This is a genomic window from Anthropogastromicrobium aceti (assembly GCF_020687335.1).
In the GTDB taxonomy this organism is placed as follows: domain Bacteria; phylum Bacillota; class Clostridia; order Lachnospirales; family Lachnospiraceae; genus Anthropogastromicrobium; species Anthropogastromicrobium aceti.
Genome location: NZ_JAJEQN010000018.1, coordinates 26035 through 46174, shown reverse-complemented (window position 1 = coordinate 46174; position 20140 = coordinate 26035). Strand labels below are relative to the sequence as shown.

Here is a 20140-nt window from a genome sequence, read left to right as displayed (position 1 = left end):
AAACTCGAGAGTGATTCTGCGGCTGTCTTCCTCGAAAGTCTAATTTTTTTTGCTTGTCTATTATTATCCTACATTCTTACAAACAAGTCAAGAACCATTTTTGCCAAAATACAACAAAGTTTGTAGGGGAGTGTCAGCGATTGTCACTTAGTGGGGAGCGCCTAAAACATTTTATTAAAGTTGCAAACTCCACCAGGTACCAAAGCAGCTCCTATACCCTGCTTATGAATTTTTTTATGCGTATCAAGATTTACATTAATACCTCTGTTTTCGTCAAGAACATCTACCGGATCTGTAAAAAGTTCTTTCTCATTTAAATGATGAAATGCAGAATTTTTGCCTAACGGCTCGCCAGTTATCTCATCATACTTAGTACCTCTCTGTTTTTTTAATTTAGGAAGTTCCTTACTTGTATGTGTATCCAGTTTTCTTCTGACAGTCTCCGCCTGATCAGAATCACCAATTCTAATCAAGCTATCTCTAGTATACCTATCTAGATCTGCATCTTCTGCATCTCTTGTTTCATGAGAGCGTTTATCTAGAAGTCCCACAACACCCGAGGATTTAATTGCGCTTACTCCATTGAAGTTTCTCTTATCCTCATCGTCTAATTGATTATCATAAATGAATTGCCCTCTCTTCTTTGTCGTATTGAATATAGTATTCATTGAGTCCTGAGGAACATACACATTTCCATCATTTTCACTACTTATCTGACTGTGTTGAAAAAATGAAACTGGCGGATACATCTATATCTCAAAAATATGATATTGATTTTCATCGCAAAATTGCCGAACTTTCTGGAAATTCTTTTTTAATTTGTTTTATTGAAGCTTTATCTCAATTTTCAGATCGCTTTTTTTGAGGAGATAGCCAGATCTCAGCTGTTCCGATTTAATATTTATCATCAACCTCGCCAAGCCCTTTGACCGGGGGATGTCCAATTATTCTCGCCTTATCGAATAATTGAATATTGCCTGCCATGTGTCAGAGCATGTCGACCTATTCCATTATCAATATTTTCCCGGCTCATTAGCTTTACTTTCGTTTCGGCTCTGTTGCTCCCTGTCCTACGCTTAAACCTAATGTTACCATTTTGATTCCAAGGACTCGGTACGGGTGACTGGCTAGGTCTTACCCGACGGAGTTTCTCCGCTATATTAAAATCAGCTTACAAATGCTCTATTTCAAGCAAGTGGAAATCTTCCGATTTCTCAGCTCGCACCTGTCAACTATCTTGACAATCAGCGAAAAGCAGAAGTTCTTGTATTCCATCAAGTAACTTCTGCTTTTTCTCATAGTCTCAATCGGAAAGCTATCACGGTAACGTTGCTATTTCATTTTCTTTAATACAATCCAAAATTGCCCTTGCCGGAAGAACAAATCCCTGTCTATAACGCGCATTTTTATCTTGAATACATTTTACCAAGCAGCCTTTCAGCTTTTCTACCGTATCAACACCAAAAATCAGCATTATCTTTTCACAAAATCTTTTTGACCTTAACTTAACCCACATTGAACTATATTCCTCTGCATAAATATAACAAATAGGAAACCATGTAAAATATGATGTAAGTTCTTCTAACCCCAGACCATTATACACCTGGTGCAAAAATAAATCGGCTTCAGCTAACTTTTTACCTGAATAAATAGGCAAATACTCCCTTTCATTGCATAAATAATGTCCTGTCAAAGTGAGTTTATTTTTGAGTTCTCCCGACAATGTTGGTTTGACTTTTTCTTCTAGAACATTAGAATAATGATAGAAACCATTGTAACTTACAGGGCGTATGTCGCTACCTACCGGAGACATACGTAGAAAGTATGTATGCACTAATAATTTATTAATATCTGAATATAGCTCAGCATGTAACATGTAAGTTACTGTGCAAACAAAGAGTTCCCAAATATGCACTCTAAAGATATCAAACAAATCAGGATTCACACTAAATGCATTCGGAACAAACGTTTGAACATTGTATAATGTATTATACATTTTTTCAAATGTATCAGCCATACTTTCTCCAAAGCAATCCGCTTTTAGCGCAACCTGTTTTAAATAATCTAAAAAGATGTTTCGGTACTCTTTTAATGAAACAAAATCTTCTAAATATGTATTCTCGTCAATTGTCTTCCTAAAAAAAGGGTTGAGAGCTTCAATATAAACATCAATAAATTCTTGAAGTGTAGTAGATTTCAACCTATTTACTGATATCCCTGCAACTCTCAATTCTGCTTCTTTCACTGGATACAATCCTGCTGGAGCTTCCTCATCAAGCCATTTAGGTCTACTACCAAGTTCTGGCTTTCTTCTTGCAGGCTTCTCATAAATATTTCTCAAAAGAGATTCATATTCTTTTTCATAATTATCACCCGTAAGGTCTTTATAAATTCTACTTTTCAAGTATGCTGGCATATATGGATCTCCGTTTTCATCTCTCTCCATAATCACAGGAATAAATTTTTCCTGTCTAGCATTCTGATAAACCTCAGCAGATATTATCGCAGTTTCGGTTCCTACACCACCTTGGCGCTTATCTGCTTTAGATGCATACCCCTTATCACAAATTATAAGAACTTTATCAATATCTGAGTTTGTCACACACTCTTCCATAAACATGTACTTATCTTGTCCATCTTTTAAATCCCAAATATCCAATTTAACATTTACGCCATCATGCATTAATTTCTGTGCCAATTCTTCAACACTTTGTTTAAACAATTCATTTGTCCATGAATAGGATATAAACACTTGCGGTATTCTGTCTAGCATTTTGTCTCCTCCTAGTTATTTCCTCTATTATTTACGTGCTACTAATTCTCAATTTCCTCTTAGTCTATTTAATTCTATCAACAAGATGTATAGAAAACTCATTCCAACAACTATCTCACATAATAATGCCGTGCTAGCCATTTCGTCACTCCATCCATCCCAGGAAAAACAGTTCTTTCATTCATATTCATCTGATCCAACATATCTCTTATACGCCATTTCAGACTTTTATCAATTACATACTTAATAGTATTGTCTGTAGTTTTTAAAAATTCCTCAATTCCTAACGCATCATCTCCATGCTCCATCTGCGATGGTATTACAGAAAAATATGAATACTGACTAACAATTCGCTGATCAATTGATAATGGTTCAATCAATGCCAACGCACTTGCTTTCATTTCTCCATCATATGTTTGTAGTACATCCGTATTTTCCGGAATCAACTTGTCCATCATATCTACAGTTAATAAATGCGCATTCTCATTTTTGAGTATCTTCTGATACCGATCAGGAAGTTTTTGATTCAGTTCTTCAATATCGATTCTCCACATTGCACAGTCATGATCCCCCATTGTATCTAGTGGCTCTCCACTTGTTGCAAAATGAAGCGCCACCAACACAGAATACGACCAGTCTAACAAACGAGTCGGAAGGCCATGATGTTGCCCAACTATCATTTGTCTCCATACAGATTCCCCTAACTTAGGATCCTCTATCGTTGCATACTTCGTAAAATTACGAAGTATAACTGGCTCCATTATGTCCTTCTTTTCCTTACAATTTCTTTGAAGTGTTGTTGCTAAATTAAAAGCTGAATTTGATAACCCTCTGTACAAATATGGAGATCTGTGTCGCTTAATTCCAGTTTCATATTTCTGATCCCAAATCAAGTCGCTTATTTGATTTATTTTCTCTATTTTAATTGTATCCATTCATAATTCTCCCTCTGCTTTATTTTCATTTATTTCATTGTCGAATTACTGTCGTACTAATTCACCTTATTACTCAATTCTCATATTACTAATTTGGAACGTTCCCTGATTCTGCTTAATCTCATCCGGATGTATAACAAAGCAAATCTCTGAAATTGTGCTTAACGCCATGCTATACATATCCTTCAACGGTATCCTCAAAAGATTCTCTCCTTTATTCAACACAAATTCAAACGTTTGAAGTATCATATTTAAATCTGAATACTTAAATTCCACAGATACTCCTGTTAATGAATCAGTTACATTATTAATACACACTACAAGCTGCGCATTCTCATTGGCATTCAGATATACTTCCAAATCCATTTTATCAATATATTTTAAAACAAAACTCAAAAATTTGGGATAAAGTGTTTGACTTCTTTCATATGGATTTAGATTAAAATCAATACTCACTTCTTCATTTGCAGCACGATATTTAATCAGATCTTCAGGTTTTAGTACAAAAACACTGTCGTCAAAGAATACCCCCATCCTTGCTGAATGCATCAAACTCTTTTCGGTCTTTCCTTCTGGGATATCTTTTTGTAATGTAACCGTATAACCAGAACCAGGCAATGCCCACTTTCCTATTGTTATTGTATTAACACCATCTTTACGATATTCTGAAGTATGCTTTTCATATGTATGCACATTAAATGAAGAAAATGTTCCTGTTTTTAACTTATACTTATTATCCTGATTTCCACTAATTATAATAGTTGTCAAAAAACTTCTACACGGAAAAACCAATTGATACACATGAAAAAATTGATTCACTGGTATTTTATGTGAAGTCTTATGTACAACTGTAATACTATTGCTATCATACACCAATGGCATTGCATTTCTTAAAAGATATGGAAACTGTCGATTTTCGTGAGTGCATTCAATTTCTGATACAATTTTATCGCGATAATCAACTCCATTTATTGTAAAGTCCTCATGTTTATAACTCTTAGCTTGCTCAAGTGTTTCAAACCTAGGCGAGGATGAATAATAATTTATATCATTTTTAACATTCAAAAATTCTATTCGAGTCGTTATTCCAACTCTCAATTGATCTCCAATAATTTCCAAAACGATTTCGCGATTAAAATTATCAATATACGTCTGTTTTGTAATACTGTGAAGTATTTTATCATCAATATTATCTACAAAATCATATGCCAAACGAATATCTTTATTTTTTCTGATTATTTCATATTCAACTTTTCTTTTTATATCAATAAGCGTCTGGATATTCATTTTTTCAATATCATCATTGCCACCCACCTCATTGTTTTTTATCCATCCTCTTCTTTGATTCGTCTCAAATTGCTTATGCAATGCTTGACTAACTTTCGTACACAGATCATCTGGATTTTTCCAAAACTCACTTGGATTTTCAACTAGTACCCTCTCGGTAAATTTCTTTAACAAAAACAATTTTTCTGGATCATCTTCAATATCGCTATTTGTTATTGCTGCATCTCTAGCCGCAACGAATGCTAATACTGGAATTTTCTTTTCCTTTGCATAATTATACTCTTTTTCTGTATAACTAATTCCATCCTTTGTCATTGAACCGTATCTACGCTTAATTACTAAGACATAATAATCTGAGCTATCAATAGTTCTTCTTATCTGTTCCCACTGCTCCACGTTATCTGCACTAAACATTTCCATTCCTATCGGAAAATGATAATCCTTCAGAATAGTTGCAACCAATTTAGCACGTTCTTCTTTTAAATCTTCATATGTTGAACTAATAAAAATCTGAAATTTCTTCTCCATCCATATTCTCCTTCCGTATTTTTCACCAAACTTTTATTTTTTCGAATTGTTCTACGCATTAATATTTACAATTCAATTTTTTGTTTCACAAACACATTCTAGCACAATGACTATCATCTTTCAAGCGACTTTGCACTTTCGTTTTAATTTACTCAAAATAAACTTTCTGCTTTGCAACAATAGTTGATTCTATACCAGAAAAGCAGAATTGTAGTCGTTAACTACTCACTCTGATGCTCTGCAAGATAATCCAAAAATGATGCATATCCAAATTTTCTCTTTCGTGCAATCATATTTGCCCATATGGTATTTCCCTGCGATTCATCGATATATCCAGCATCAAATGCCATTTTCATAATGTCACCTGTCGTAAGATGAGAAAGACCATATTCTGTAACATAGGCAGCTATATCTCTTATAAGAAGGTCGAGTAGACGCACCCCTTTCAAGGCACGCCCCTCTAAAAATCCGGACGTGCGGTTTTCCCGCATCCGGCTCCTTACGAAACGTATTGTTCAACATTTATCATTCGTATACACTAACATATGTCCTTGGAACTACCAACGGGTAATTCGTATCTATCATGTTTAGAAAGTTATTCCATGTATAGCTTAGGGCTTGGCTTCTTCGGTTTAGCCTCGATGTTATTTCTTTGATTGTTAGAGTGCGCATACTTCCTATCAGTCGGTGAACCTCCTTGCATTTCTTGGCAAACTTCTTCTTACTGGTTTTCCTCTTTACTCTGAACTTTCCGTTCCTTCCTTTGGAACAGTAGTGCGTAAAGCCAAGAAATGTAAAGATTTCTGCTGTATTCTTCTTTGGTTACCCCATCAATTCCTACTGCTTTATCTTCATCCATTTCCTCATGGCAACTCTTTAACCTTTCTTAAAATTCTCTAAAAGTTTCTCTTTCTGCTCCAGCTCCATCACTTTCTTTGTTTGACAGTTTTATTTTCTCTCTAAAACATCTACCAACTTCTTTATTTCTTTAGACTCTAGCAGACACCTCATTCTCTCTTTCCCTATTCTAAGCTCGGGTTTTCCGCACCTAATACTATTTGGATAATCTGATATACAGCAATCTTTGTACCAGCATTCGCCCATTGAAGATCCTTTTATCGACCACTTCTCATTTGCTGTAAGTTCTCCTGCTAATGATTTCATTACTCGTTCTGTCGAATATCGCTTAAATCCAGATAAATATCTCAATGTATTTTTATCAGCAATCTTTGCTAAATTAATGCTATGATTTTCCATTGCTGACAATAACACTTGTCTGATCTCAATCTTATCCCTCTTGCCTGTTCCTGTCCAACTTGCCAATTGATCAAACGCCAAAATCAGATACTCAAAACAAATCATATCCAGAATTACAACCTTCCCTTCAGATCTGCTCGCTATCGATTTTAATACCCGATATTTATTACGGATATCCTGATTATCAACTACATAATCAAACGCGATATAATACCTATTACTATCCGATATCTCCACCTCCGACAATGCGTCCAATATTCCTTGATTGCTTCCTTTACTTTCAACAACAAATTCACCGTCAAAAATCAACAGGTTCATCAATCTCCAGAAATGAAGTCCTGCCCCTATATCCTCTGTCCACAAATACCTCATCTCACACCTCGTCTTCCAGTGTTATCTGATTTTCATCAAACTTCAATACCTTAAAACTCTTATCCGACACATTAAGCCCATCACAGTTTCTTGAAAAAAGCATATACTGATTCGAGCACTCGAAATTGATAAATCTTCGATCCTCATCATCTATCAAGATATCTGCATTATCAATCACAATAAAACTATTTCTACACTGCATTAATGATTTTGAGAAATCGTCAGTCTTGTAATTGAACAATCGAATTGCTTGGTAATCTTCCGTTAATCTTAAATCCTCTAGCATTTCGTAGAGAACTGTTTTTCCTGTACCACTGTCTCCACCTACGAGTGTTATCCTGTCATCAAATATCAGATCATATGAAAACGGAGCCGCCTGAAATGCGATCCTATTATAAATCATTTTCTTCTCTCCTCTCATATTCCTTGCTCCACCATGCACTATATCCTCTGCTGCCTACTACTACATCCGAATCATTGAATCGAATTTGGGCATCATCTGGAATATCAGCTAACGATGGTCTAGACATATAAATCTTTATATGATCCATAGCAAATATAAATTTAAGCACATTGGGTCCACATTCCTCTACACACACTACTTTGTCCGGATGCTTGATAATATTAAGCAACGTCTTACAGCCTGACGACAAATTGCGAATTGTTCCCAATCCATATTTGGTTTCAATATGCTTATCTGTGGTCAATCTTGCCTCATCAACCTGCTGAATCAGTTTGACTTCCTTTTCAGACATTTCTTCATTTGCTGTATTTAAATTAAAATACAAATCATTTTTAAGAATCCAATTCTTTGAATTTTTCTTTTCTGTATAAATATCAATCATTTTATATCACTCCTTATTTCTTGAAAATTGATCTCATGTAATGTAAATATTCCTTTCAGCACAGAACTAATAGCAACCTCATCAGTAGGTCCTTCCACGATAACAAAAACAACCTTTTTAGCTCTCGACATTACCTTCTACCGCCTTTCCAGCACGCCGCGGGGGCACGCACCAGGCACCGGCAACAAATAAATACCAACTCTTGAGAAAATTTAAAAATCGTTCAATTCTCTCATATTGTTTCATCGCTCCTAGCGTAACAATTCAAAGCTTTCGAATGTCTGTCAATTCCACTTCTATTTTTTCACCACTAACACTGCGGCCTGTATCATCTGCTCCGCCTTCTTTTCCCTCATAGGCATATCCTTTTCCATTTTGAAGAAATAAAAATGAAAGCGGTCATCCAACTTTTGCTACTCTCTGGCGAAGACGTTCTTCTTTTACATATGGGCGTCCCATATTATCCTCATCAATCTCAAGTTCATACGTGATTGGTCTTGTATTGCTGCTTTCTCTATAATATAATTCAAATTTTATCGGTTCTGTACTTCCCTGTGAACGAATCTGCTGAAAGCCGCTTCGATTTTTTGCATCACAGGCTGCCATAACACATTCTTCAAGTAATTTGAGATAGAAAAATATAAAGCTTGATACTATTGAAGGCAAACACAACATTATTGTCATTTTACTATGGTAGGTCTCAATTACCCCTCCGTCTGTGCCTTCGGCACAGCCACCTTCCCTTTCAGGTGAGGCTGTGGCAATATGACATTTCACTTGAAACGATATCCTTTCAGGGGAGGCTGTCGCTCACCAATATTTTCTATATTAACTTCTACTCATCTCCATCTTTTTCATCATTTCTAACAGAAAATATTAGTGTTCTGCCAGATATTCAGAAAATGTTGCGTACCCTAATTTTCTCCGCCGCGCAATCATATTTTTCCAAATAGTATTTCCTTGTTCTTCATTGATATATCCAGCATCGAATGCCATTTTCATTATATCACCTGTTGTAACATGAGTAAGTCCATATTCCCTGACATATATTGATATATCTTTCAAATTATTACTGGCGAGAATCCCTTGCTTCTCTTTTGCTAACGCAATAGAGGCAGCTTCTCCACGGCCTATAATTTTATGTCCGGGTTCTGGATTATTCGTAAGCTGTCTATACAGTTCATATGTATCTGTCCCTGTCATAATAGTCTCAACTATTGCCTCTTTGTTTTCAATCATTATATCAATCTGTGCTTTTAAACCCTTAACATGATTGACACCAGGATGAGATAGTTCGCTATATACTTCCTTTGGAATAATAATTCTTCCCGGAAATAACTTTGAAAGGATACTCTCATTGTCAACCCAAAGGAATGCCGAAATACAGTCAGTATCGAAGAATAATGGCTCAGTCAATTACCTCACCACCCTCCTCAATACCGTACACAAGATCATCTCGAAAGGCATCCAATAGTAATTCCTCATATTTTCCATTTGAAATAATTTCTTTATTTAATAGCTGCTCTGCCTGATCAATATAATGACCATACGTATAATACTGTTTTTTCTCTGGTAAGGGACGATACAAAGCTGAATAAAATCCCATTTCCTCTGCTTTCCTTCTGACACCAGTATTCAATATTGCATCTAATTCATTTTTATTTATATAACGTCCATGCCCACAATGGTTTAATTGATAGACAGCCGCCTGATGACTTACTCCAAAATACTGTTCGATCCTAATAATATCTTGAATAGTAAGTTTATCTATTTTATCTGCATGTTTTTCCAGAAGGCTGTCTGCTTTATCTACCAATGCCGCGCGCGGCATTAAAAAATACGCCGCAAATGCATCCGCATTCTTTTCAATTTCACTTCCTGAACCAATCTGTTTTGCACAAATAGCCCTCATATTATCGTCATAAAACAAATGATAAAATTCATGTGCTAGAGAAAATCTCCGACGCCCTAATGTCATGGATGAGTTCAATGCAATCGTATATCTTTCATCAGACCCCTTTATACACATTCCACTAAGTTTATTTCCCATTGGATAATATACAATTGTCAATTTTTCAATTTCCTGCGCCAATGAAAAAATATCAACAGGCGAATTGTTATCCTCACCTAGCCTTTTTCTTAAACGTTCTGCTTTTGTCATCAAATCTGCGTAATCAATCATTCGTTTGCCTCTTTCAATAATTTTCCCATAACTTCTGAATTAAGTGCAATTCGGTTAATAACACTAATGGTCTCCATATCCTCATTTGTGAGATCATTCGCTCTGAAAGCAACTGATAACTCAGATGCTTCAATTACATTACTTTCCATATCATTGACGGAAATTCCAAACAAACATGCAAGTTTTTCTAGCATATCAGCAGATAACGTGCGTTCACCCTTCTCAACTTTTGAAATTAAACTCTGGTCAACATTGAGAAAGCGAGCAATACTAGTCTGGCTAAAACCCATTTTATCTCTAAGTGCTTTAATGTTTTCTCCAATAAATTTTTCATTCATCATATCAGTATTCCTCCTTTTGCTTTACTTATATTATATCCTTATTTTGTCATAATTTCAACTGGTTTTGCATCAGAAAATATGACATTCTCAAGTAAAACACTATAAATTAAAAGACCGCTTCCACCATGCTTTCACACAGCTTCTGCGGTCTTTCTCTTATCTTGTCTTAATCATGCAGCGCGTCGTCTTTTCCGACTACAATCCATATATCGTAGGAATCAAATTTCTTCTGGCTGTCTGGTATCTTCACGTTTGTATCGGCATTAGGGTCGGCACTATCAAGTCCTTCCTCACGGTATTCCGCATTTGGGAAAAGGTCATATACGCCTTTCGGTGCATTTCCACCTGCTGTCACATAGACAACGGTGTGATCATTAATCTCTCCCTTATAATCTGCCATTACAACATTTGTGAAACCCTTTCCCTGAAGGAAGCGCTTCCAGTAAGCAGCAACACCAGCTTTGCCGGTTCCATTTAACACAATAATCCGTGGGTTCTCTGCAGAAAATAAATCTGCTTCTGTACTTTTAGCTGACTCTGATGCGATACTTTGTGACTCTGTCTCGCTCTTCGTCTCTGACTCACTTTCCAGATGACTTTCAGTCTCAGATTCCGACTCAATCTCGGTCTGAGTGTCTGTCTGAACCTCTGGCGTACTGCTTTCTGCCTCGCTTATTGTCTCGCTCTCTGGCTCCTCTGGCACAGTTACCTGCACCACATCCTTAGTTGCCGCTTCCTTACTTTCTAACACTCTTATGTACTCCTGACGTTCCTTTGCCTGTGAACGGGAGTAGTAAAACAGGTAGCCCATACCGCAAAGCAGTACCAGTACAACCAGTACATACAAAAACGCATGCACACCTGAATTATCCTGCTTACGTCGTCTATTGCCTGCCATTAAAAAACTCCTTTGTCATTCACAATTACTTTGCAGCAGAAGTAGACTCAGCCTCAGTAGCTTCCTCTGTAGCTACTTCAGTCTCAACTTCAGTTGCTTCCTCTGTAGCTGCCTCAGAAGTCTCCTCTTCCTCGTCGATTACGGTGATATCCTCATCTTGGATTACCTTAGTTAAAACAGTGAACGGTCCAAGGTTCTCGAAGGTAACAGTCAGCTCACCAGTCTTTGGATCAAATGCGTCTAACTCTAAGTACTTCTTCTCCTTGGTCTCTGGGTCAACTGTCATGATAACAATGTCTTCCTCGTCCATATCAACAGTAGCCTCGCAGGTAAAGCTTACCTGTGCATTGCCATCCATATCGTAGGAAATCTTGTCCAGATCCTCGATTGCCAGATCAACAAAGGAAGTCAGTGCCTCATACTGCTGCGGCAGAATCTCGTTGTCCTTGTTGGTCTTCTGTACTTCGTCCTCTAACTCAGCCTTGGTTGCGATGGTGAATGGTCCAACATGATCAAAAGTAGCGGTGATTGCACCGGTCTCTGGATCAAACTCATCCGGCTCAACATAGGAGATGGTTCCATCCTCTGGATTAACAACTACAAATACCAGATCCTCTGTGTTCATGCCCTTTAATGCATCAAATGTCATTGTCATGGTGAACTCGCCGGTCTCCTTAATCTGAAGCTCCTTAGAATCATCTACTAACATATCAGCGAATGCGAACATTGCCTTGTACTCGCTTAAGTTGATGGTGTTCTCTTTGTTGGTGGCTACTTCGGTAGTCTCGACATCCTCAGCTTTTAATGCTTCCTTTAACTCCTTAACGATGACACTTGGTAAGCTCGTATACAGATCAATGATCCTCGCTGCCCTGTCCGTAATATGCATTTGCACCATGCTTACGGAAATAGTGCTTGTCGAGCAGATACTGTTGAACACGCTTGGTTCTCGGGTTTAAGGTCATTGTGTTATAAGCCATCTCAGCAACCTTATCGAGAACAACTGCATTATATACTGCTCCTGCCGGTGTGCGTCCCCATGCAAATGGTCCGTGATTCTTTACTACTACACCTGGAACTGCCATCGGATCCTTTCCTGCAAAGGTCTCAACGATAACATTACCAGTATTTAGCTCGTATGCTTCCTCGATCTCCTGTGCAGTCAAATCTCTGGTGCACGGAATATCACCATAGAAATAATCGGCATGTGTGGTACCAAATGCCGGAATGTCAAGTCCTGCCTGTGCGAATGTAACACCATAAGTAGAATGCGTATGTACAACGCCTCCTGTCTCTGGAAATGCCTTGTAGATGACAAGATGTGTCGGTGTGTCTGATGATGGCTTATACTTGCCCTCGACTACATTGCCTTCCATGTCTACTACAACCATATCTTCCCATGTCATAGTCGCATAGTCGACACCGCTTGGCTTAATTACAACAAGACCCTTTTCGCGGTCAATTCCGCTGACATTGCCCCATGTATAAATAACCATACCCTTAGCAACAAGATCCATGTTTGCTTCGTAAACTTCTTTTTTCAGCTGTTCTAACATCTTTCTCCTCCTGTCTTTATGCGTCTTTTGGCGTAAATATACAGCTAATTATAATTATGCTACTTTTGGCACATTCTGTCAATATTGCTGAAGTTTTCTGCTCAAAAAAAGATATCCATTCCCTTTGCGCTGTGTCCCTCTAAGGCGAAATGGATATCTCTTTAATTTTCGCATATTGCTAATGTTCTGTCAAGTTAGAAATCGGCTAATTTTCTTGTTTTTCTTACCATAAATCAGCCAGATCATAAATCAGCTTTTCTGTCTTGTCCCATCCAAGGCATGGATCGGTGATGGATTTTCCATAACAGTGTTCTTCTACCTTCTGGCTGCCATCCTCTAAATAACTTTCGATCATGAGTCCCTTTACAAACTTATGAAGATCTGGTGATACGTGGCAGCTGTGCATAACGTCTTTGCTGATTCGAATCTGCTCTTCGTACTGCTTTCCGGAGTTTGAATGGTTTGTATCTACGATTACTCCCATGTTTGGCAGATTTCTCTTTTGATACTGCTCGTAGAGATTTCTGATATCCTCATAGTGATAATTTGGCATGTTGTTTCCAAATTTATCGACATAGCCGCGAAGGATTGCATGGGTATATGGATTACCATGGCTCTTGACCTCCCAGCCTCTGTAGAGGAAGGTGTGGCTGTTTTGTGCTGCCACGATGGAATTTAACATGACGCTGATGTCACCGCCTGTAGGGTTTTTCATGCCGACAGGAATCTCAAGTCCTGATGCTGTAAGACGATGCTGTTGGTTTTCTACTGAACGTGCACCTACGGCAACATATGAAAGAAGATCTGACAGATAACGATGATTTTCCGGATAGAGCATTTCGTCTGCACATGTAAAGCCAGTCTCTTCGATTGCACGCTTATGCATCTCACGGATTGCGATGATGCCTTTTAACATATCTTCTTTTTTCTCCGGGTCTGGCTGATGAAGCATGCCCTTGTAACCTGTACCTACTGTACGCGGCTTATTTGTATAGATACGCGGGATGATAAAGATCTTATCCTTTACCTTTTCCTGTACGTTTACTAAGCGTCCAATATATTCTAATACGGCATCTTCTCTGTCAGCTGAGCATGGTCCGATGACGAGGATCAGCTTATCGTTTTTGCCTTCGAAGATGGCGCGGATCTCTGCGTCTCTTTCTGCTTTGATTTTCTGGATTTTATCGCTGGCAGGAAATTCTTCCTTTAACTCCTTTGGAGTCGGAAGCTTTCTGTAAAATTCCATGTTCATAGTGGTGGTCTCCTTTTTCTTTGTCTTGCCCGTTTTTGCTTTTACGCGTTGGCGCTTTCAAGTATTAAAGTTTATCACATTTTTCCACAAAAAGCAACCCCCATTTTCTCAGGCAGACCAGACTCCGTTAGCATCAAAATAATAATATCTTCCATCAATCACTTGCCAGCCAGTAACCATCTTTCCACTTAGCTGCATATAGTACCAGGCGCCACCAACATTTTGCCAGTTGGTTGTCATAGCTCCTGACGCATCAAAGTAATAATAGCTTCCATCAATCACTTGCCAGCCAGTAACCATCTTTCCACCTGGCTGCATATAGTACCAGATGCCGCCAAGATTTTTCCAGCCGGTCACCATCTCTCCAGATGCTTCAAAATAATAATAGCAGCCATCTACCACATACCAGCTAGTTGCCATAACTCCTGATGGTGTGATGTAGTACCAATAACCGTTACTCTGCACCCATGTAGAAGTGGTCATATAACCATTATACTCAAGGTAATACCAAGCACCATTAATCTTAGTAAAATCACTTCCTGCTTTTCCGTTGCCATCATAATAATACCAACTGCCATCGCTGTCATTATACCAGCCAGTAATCATGTAACCATCGGAATTAAAACGATACCAAGAGTCATTAATCAATTTTACCGTATCAGTACACATCTTTCCGTTCTCATCCAGATAATATGTATGACCGCCATCGACTAAAAACTCATTCTTTATCATGGTATTATTTCTAAAATAATACCAACCATCTGTCATTCTCTTCCAACCATTTGATGGCTGACCCTGCGTACTGGAAAGCACACCATCTGCCCCAAAATAATACATAATTCCACCAATGGATACCGAGTAATTTGTACACATACGACCATCAGATGCCAGATAATAGGTTGCTGAACCAATTGTAGTTATACCAGATACTGCTTTTCCATCAGAGCCATAATAATACCAAACATTATCACTATCCAAATACCAGCCTGTTACCATCTTGCCACTCGCATCAAACTGATACCAGTTGTTTATACCAGATGCCCAGTCATGTACCATACGTCTCTCACCTGTGACCATTTTTCCAATTTCAAAATAGTAGGTTTCGTTTCCAATAGTCTTTAATCCACCACACAATTCGCCATTTTCCACATAATACCAATCACTACCAAACAGCAACCATCCATCAGAAATGCCACCTCTCTGACTCGCAAGCGCACCATCTGATCCAAAATAGTAGAATATGCCATTTTCTACAGCTACAAAGTCGGTTCTCATATAACCATAGAAATAATAGGTAACACCATTAACTGTTGTAAGACCATTTGCCTTTACTCCACCCTTTAGCGGATCATAGTAAAAATACGGTGCATCTGCGCTCTCGCGGTACCAGCCTGTAACCATATGGCCATTCGCATCGAGCAGGTATTCACCCTCTTGCATATAAATACTGCCGGTCTGCTTTATACCATTTATGTAGTAGCACCAATACCCCCCTTCCATAACCCAGCCAGTTGTGCCGCTTACATAGGTATTATTTGGATCAATCTCAATTGTTTCCTCGTCCTCGATCATTACCTGCTCCTGCGTATCAGTTACACTGCTAGCATAAGCATCCACCGCCGCTGCCGAAAGACTAAACGCAACTGCCGCCATCGCAACAGTTAACTGTCTATTTTTTTTCTTTGTATGCCTCATTGATTGCTCTCCCTTCCTATTACAAATTGATCTATTATCATTATAATCGCAATCAATAGCCTCTTCAAGTCTATTTTTTAAGATATTGCTTAGCATCCTTTAAAAAGCTTACTACAATGAGGATCATTACAAAACCAATCGGAAATGCTGCGATAATGCTGACAGACTGTAGATTGCTCATGGAACTCTGTGCAAACACCAGTGCAATCGGGAGAAGCACCAACAGAATACACCACATAAACTGGATCAGCTTGTGCGGCTGCTCATTTGCACCGAGACGATGATAGCTATAGCAAGAAGCTGTCAATGCAATAGAATCAAAAGAAGTCGCATAGAATGCAATCATCGTTACAAGCACAAGAACCAGCACGAATGGTGCGCACGGAAGTGTTCCGATAATATCGGTAATAAGGCCATATGCATCGCCTGTCTCAATATAGGTTGCCAAAAAATCAGCTGCACCACTCATCTGTTTTCCAAGAGAATAGTTGCCAAGGATGATGAAACTCATGATGGTAGATCCAATACCGAATACATATCCACCTAAAATGGTCTGACGCACAGTTCGGCCTCTCGAAATATTTCCGATGAAGAATGGTGCTGCCACGCACCATACCATCCAGTATGCCCAATAGTAGATCGTCCAGTTCTGTGGGAAAGAAGTAGTACGTTGTGGGTCAGTTGCAGTGGCAAGTGTGAAGAAGTTCTGAACCATTCTTCCAATTGCAGAAAATCCAGTTTCAATTATGTATTTTGTCTCACCACCAAATAAGAGGACATAAATCAATAAGCCAAAGAACAGATAAATACAGGCATTTGCCAACACACTAATTCCCTTAAAGCCATGAAGAAGTGAGTATGTATAAATAACACAAGTGATTACAATAATCACAATTGTAACAGCAGTCTCATTTAGCTGCACACCAAACAAAGTGTTAATGATTTTTGCCATAAGCGGGGTAGCCACACTGAATGTAGTAGCAGTTCCAGCAAGAAGCGCAAATACAGCGAGCAAATCGATGATTCGTCCAGCAATACCATCAGTATGCTTTCCAAGAATCGGGCGACATGCCTCGGAATATTTCTGACGGTCTCTTTTGCGCACATGCAGCATAAAACCAAACGCTGCTGCCAGCACCAGATAAAATCCCCACGGAATCAGGCTCCAATGGAAAATTGGGTAAACACTTGCCCAGTCCTGAATGCTTCCCATTTCTGCGATATGAGGATCGGTCGCATACATAAACCACTCAGAAAAAGAGTAAAACAAAATATCAGCTGCAAGACCGCAGGTAAACATCATTGATCCCCAGGCAAAGAAGGAGTATTTTGGCTTTTCGTCCTTCTCACCAAGAACAATCGTACCATATTTGGAACAAGCAATATAGATGGAAAGTAAAAAGATGCCAAGTCCGATAATCAGGTAATAGGTTCCCATGGTGTCACCAAAGAAAAAACGAATTTTACTTAATACTTCGTTAGACTGTGACGGCGCCACAAAAAACACGATGCACAATACAACTACAATAATGAGTGGAAGTAGTGTGATAAGCCAATCAATTTTCTTTTTTTCATTTTTCATAATAATATTCCCCTCTCTTTTTACTGGTTTTCCAGATAATTCTTGTAGGACGGATCGAGCGCAACAAGTTCACTTAAGTTGTCGATCTCAATGATATCTCGATACTCCATCGGATGAATTCCAAGTTTGTACTCATCCGGGTAGCAAAACATTGCAACATCATCCCAGTAGATCTGACGATTCTTCTTTTCTTCAAACTCAATCTCAAGATGACGTTTTAATTTAGCACCGTCTTCTTTATTCCAACGTGAAATGCTAAACAGCTGCCAACCATGTTCTCCACCATTTCTGCCACAGTGTGTAACAACACCATTTTCCACGGTAAGAAGCCACTCGTCAGTCTTTCCCTCACACCAGACGCAGTTGTAACCAGACCGTTCAAACTCTGGCGTTAAAATCGTCGGATTGTAAATGATTTGATCACCATCAAGGATAATTACGTCCTCAAGATGCTCTCTTGCTGCATACAGGGAAGAAATATTATTGCAGGTTTCATATAGCATGTTTTCGATCAATACAACTCCTGGATACTGCTTTGGCAGCTCTGCAAATGCCTCCTTTAAATAGCCGACTACAATATAGATTTCAGTGATTCCATTTTGATGAAGTCCCGAAATTACTGTATCGATCATTCGCACTCCATTTACTTTGATTAGTGGCTTTGGCGTATGTAAACTGACTGGTTGCATACGTTTTCCAATTCCTGCTGCCATGATGATGGCTCTTTTTACTTTATGCATAGTATCTCCCTCTTTTTCATTTCATTACTGGATATTTATAATCTCTTCAGATGCAATACGATAATATTCTTTTGCAAAACGATACTGACGTAGGCTGTACTCACCAAACTCCACGCCAAGACTTCGCTTGTACTCACACCAATTGCTCCAAAGAAGACCACAGACAGCAATATAGCAATATATCTTGATGCGTGTTTCTTTCGGACATTCCCCATCAAAATAGATAGAAATCAAACGATCAACCTGACGCTTATTATACATTGAATAGATACAGAACATTGCGATGTCAACATGTGGATCCTGCATACCAGCATACTCCCAGTCGGTTAGCTGAAGCTGTTCACCATCTGCCCCTGAATAGAATAAAAAATTATCTGGAACAGCATCAATATGAGTTAACACCTTCTTCCCTGCATTTGCCTCTATATAGGGCTTCAGCGACAAAACATTTTCTTTTGTCTTCTCATAATCCCGATAGATTGATGGTGCACCCTCCCATAGACTCTCATAAAACGCAATCTGCTTAAAAATGTCAAACTCATGATCAACTGTAAGTTCCATCTGATGAAATTTTTTCAACAGCTTCATGCATTTCTTCAGATCACTTACGTTTAATGGATCACATGGACGAACTCCCTCTAAAAATGCGGTAATCTTGTAGCCGTTTGCTGGATTAATGTAAACTGGATCATCACAAATGCCTTTTCCAGAAATTGCACGATACACATCGGCTTCTTCCTTGCGGCTAATCAACTGTGAGGTGCCTTCTCCCGGAATACGCATGATATACTTTTTGCCCTTGCATGAGAACAAAAATGAACGATTGGTCATGCCTTTTTTTAGAACAGAAATCTCGACGATCTCTTTTGGATCGGCCTGCAGCTGTTTTGCAATGACAGCGATCGCATCGGATTTTAGCTGTTCAGAATCGCTATCTAAGTCTCGCAGCTGCTCGTAGGTGTTTATCTCAACAACATCGCATGCATGGACAACACGCGCCGCCACAATCATACGATCTTTCTTGTAAAGAGCCTCTTCCCAGAAGGAATCATCATATGCCGCTTTTTCGACTAGCTGTACAATCCGTTCTGTCACAAGCGCTGCATCTTCTGCCGTCAGATAGGCAATGCCAATCATAGCATTTCCTGCCGTCTGCGATGTGCGCACAAGCTCCATCTTTCGATTGACACGAACATCACTCTGCTCATCTACCAGATCACTGACCATATACCAGGAATACAGCTCAGCTGTGCGAAATGGGTTCTTGTCACACCAGATATCACATGGAACAACATACGCATTCGCGAGATGGTCTGATACCAATTTCATAGAATGCAGGTTATTTTTTCCAGCATACTCTGTATTGATTACAAGCTCTACTCCAAATTCGTCAATCAAATATTCAAACTGCTCCTTCATAAAACCGACAACGACGTAGATTTTTTTTATTCCTACCTCGTGCAGCTGGCGAATCAAACGCTCAATCAGATACTCGCCATTTACCTGTAAAAAAGCCTTCGATGATTCAAGATTAATCGGCACCATACGCATACCAAATCCCGCTGCAAGAATAATAGCCTGCTTTGGTGCCTTATCTGCAAATTCATTCTCAGCCTTCTTTGTCAATCGAATATTATCGTCAATATATCCTTCCTTTAGCAGCTGACGCAGCGAACGGTTTACAATTCCAAGCGAATGACCACTTAGATCCGATAATACACGCTGATTGATATATGGCTCTGCGTGAAGCGCCTCTAAAATATCGCATTCTTGTTTGTTCATATTATTTGTCCTTTCTATTTTCGTGAACAAATTGGTTTTAAATTACGGTTACAGACTACCATCATTCGTTTATCGGCCTGTAACCGCAATACGGTTGTAAGCATATCTCTTTTTT

General features: G+C 38.7%; 21 protein-coding genes and 1 pseudogene. 1 reads left to right on the top strand and 21 read right to left on the bottom strand.

All coding sequences use genetic code 11. The features are described 5' to 3' along the window. Positions 1–161: 161 nt before the first annotated feature. On the bottom strand, positions 162–749 hold the full coding sequence (locus LKD48_RS08460; protein ID WP_308731752.1) for a hypothetical protein: 588 nt from the start codon (positions 747–749) through the stop codon (positions 162–164). Between LKD48_RS08460 and LKD48_RS16630 the strand changes: the two genes are divergently transcribed. Next, positions 731–865, top strand: a complete 135-nt coding sequence (locus tag LKD48_RS16630; protein WP_408628573.1) for a hypothetical protein — start codon at positions 731–733, stop codon at positions 863–865. The two genes, LKD48_RS08460 and LKD48_RS16630, sit on opposite strands and share 19 nt — an antisense overlap. Before the next feature lie 453 nt (positions 866–1318). Here the strand turns inward: LKD48_RS16630 and LKD48_RS08455 are convergent, their stop codons facing one another. The 20 genes and pseudogenes from LKD48_RS08455 to LKD48_RS08360 form a co-directional block, all read right to left on the bottom strand. Continuing rightward, on the bottom strand, positions 1319–2773 hold the full coding sequence (locus LKD48_RS08455; RefSeq protein ID WP_308731751.1) for an SEFIR domain-containing protein: 1455 nt from the start codon (positions 2771–2773) through the stop codon (positions 1319–1321). A gap of 110 nt (positions 2774–2883) precedes the next feature. Then, positions 2884–3708: an FRG domain-containing protein gene (locus LKD48_RS08450; RefSeq protein WP_308731750.1), complete on the bottom strand. Its 825-nt coding sequence runs from the start codon at positions 3706–3708 to the stop codon at positions 2884–2886. A 69-nt stretch (positions 3709–3777) separates the two neighbouring features. Beyond that, positions 3778–5523: a DUF4062 domain-containing protein gene (locus LKD48_RS08445; RefSeq protein ID WP_308731749.1), complete on the bottom strand. Its 1746-nt coding sequence runs from the start codon at positions 5521–5523 to the stop codon at positions 3778–3780. Positions 5524–5744: 221 nt separating this feature from the next. After that, positions 5745–6014: a hypothetical protein gene (locus LKD48_RS08440; RefSeq protein WP_308731748.1), complete on the bottom strand. Its 270-nt coding sequence runs from the start codon at positions 6012–6014 to the stop codon at positions 5745–5747. 230 nt (positions 6015–6244) lie between these two features. Next, positions 6245–6382, bottom strand: coding sequence for a hypothetical protein (locus tag LKD48_RS08435; protein ID WP_308731747.1), 138 nt, complete (start codon positions 6380–6382; stop codon positions 6245–6247). A gap of 89 nt (positions 6383–6471) precedes the next feature. Further along, a complete protein-coding gene (locus LKD48_RS08430) occupies positions 6472–7152 on the bottom strand; it encodes a hypothetical protein (protein WP_308731746.1) in 681 nt (226 codons plus the stop codon). 1 nt (position 7153) lies between these two features. Then, complete coding sequence (locus LKD48_RS08425) at positions 7154–7555, bottom strand: ATPase (protein ID WP_308731745.1); 402 nt, start codon at positions 7553–7555, stop codon at positions 7154–7156. Next, positions 7545–7997 carry a DUF4869 domain-containing protein gene (locus tag LKD48_RS08420; RefSeq protein WP_308731744.1) on the bottom strand — a complete coding sequence of 151 codons (453 nt, stop codon included), beginning with the start codon at positions 7995–7997 and terminating at the stop codon, positions 7545–7547. The genes LKD48_RS08425 and LKD48_RS08420 overlap by 11 nt, the downstream gene beginning before the upstream one ends. Positions 7998–8396: 399 nt before the next feature. Further along, on the bottom strand, positions 8397–8603 hold the full coding sequence (locus tag LKD48_RS08415; RefSeq protein WP_308731743.1) for a hypothetical protein: 207 nt from the start codon (positions 8601–8603) through the stop codon (positions 8397–8399). Positions 8604–8873: 270 nt separating this feature from the next. Beyond that, positions 8874–9413 carry a PIN domain-containing protein gene (locus LKD48_RS08410; RefSeq protein WP_308731742.1) on the bottom strand — a complete coding sequence of 180 codons (540 nt, stop codon included), beginning with the start codon at positions 9411–9413 and terminating at the stop codon, positions 8874–8876. Then, on the bottom strand, positions 9406–10179 hold the full coding sequence (locus LKD48_RS08405) for an ImmA/IrrE family metallo-endopeptidase (protein ID WP_308731741.1): 774 nt from the start codon (positions 10177–10179) through the stop codon (positions 9406–9408). The genes LKD48_RS08410 and LKD48_RS08405 overlap by 8 nt, the downstream gene beginning before the upstream one ends. Beyond that, complete coding sequence (locus tag LKD48_RS08400) at positions 10176–10520, bottom strand: helix-turn-helix domain-containing protein (RefSeq protein ID WP_308731740.1); 345 nt, start codon at positions 10518–10520, stop codon at positions 10176–10178. The genes LKD48_RS08405 and LKD48_RS08400 overlap by 4 nt, the downstream gene beginning before the upstream one ends. 166 nt (positions 10521–10686) lie before the next feature. After that, complete coding sequence (locus LKD48_RS08395) at positions 10687–11418, bottom strand: LytR C-terminal domain-containing protein (RefSeq protein WP_308731739.1); 732 nt, start codon at positions 11416–11418, stop codon at positions 10687–10689. 25 nt (positions 11419–11443) lie between these two features. Continuing rightward, positions 11444–12307 (bottom strand): hypothetical protein, encoded by an 864-nt coding sequence (locus LKD48_RS08390; protein WP_308731738.1) that lies wholly within the window; start codon positions 12305–12307, stop codon positions 11444–11446. Then, positions 12273–12974 (bottom strand): L-ribulose-5-phosphate 4-epimerase, encoded by a 702-nt coding sequence (locus tag LKD48_RS08385; protein WP_308731737.1) that lies wholly within the window; start codon positions 12972–12974, stop codon positions 12273–12275. The genes LKD48_RS08390 and LKD48_RS08385 overlap by 35 nt, the downstream gene beginning before the upstream one ends. Positions 12975–13197: 223 nt before the next feature. Further along, positions 13198–14235 (bottom strand): annotated as a pseudogene (locus tag LKD48_RS08380) (3-deoxy-7-phosphoheptulonate synthase); the annotation flags it as partial. Positions 14236–14334: 99 nt separating this feature from the next. Then, positions 14335–15921, bottom strand: a complete 1587-nt coding sequence (locus LKD48_RS08375) for a hypothetical protein (protein ID WP_308731736.1) — start codon at positions 15919–15921, stop codon at positions 14335–14337. A gap of 70 nt (positions 15922–15991) precedes the next feature. Then, on the bottom strand, positions 15992–17503 hold the full coding sequence (locus tag LKD48_RS08370; protein WP_308731735.1) for a BCCT family transporter: 1512 nt from the start codon (positions 17501–17503) through the stop codon (positions 15992–15994). Between the two features lie 20 nt (positions 17504–17523). Next, positions 17524–18243, bottom strand: a complete 720-nt coding sequence (locus LKD48_RS08365; protein WP_308731734.1) for an NTP transferase domain-containing protein — start codon at positions 18241–18243, stop codon at positions 17524–17526. A 24-nt stretch (positions 18244–18267) separates the two neighbouring features. Beyond that, positions 18268–20025 (bottom strand): NTP transferase domain-containing protein, encoded by a 1758-nt coding sequence (locus tag LKD48_RS08360; RefSeq protein ID WP_308731733.1) that lies wholly within the window; start codon positions 20023–20025, stop codon positions 18268–18270. Positions 20026–20140 lie beyond the last annotated feature (115 nt).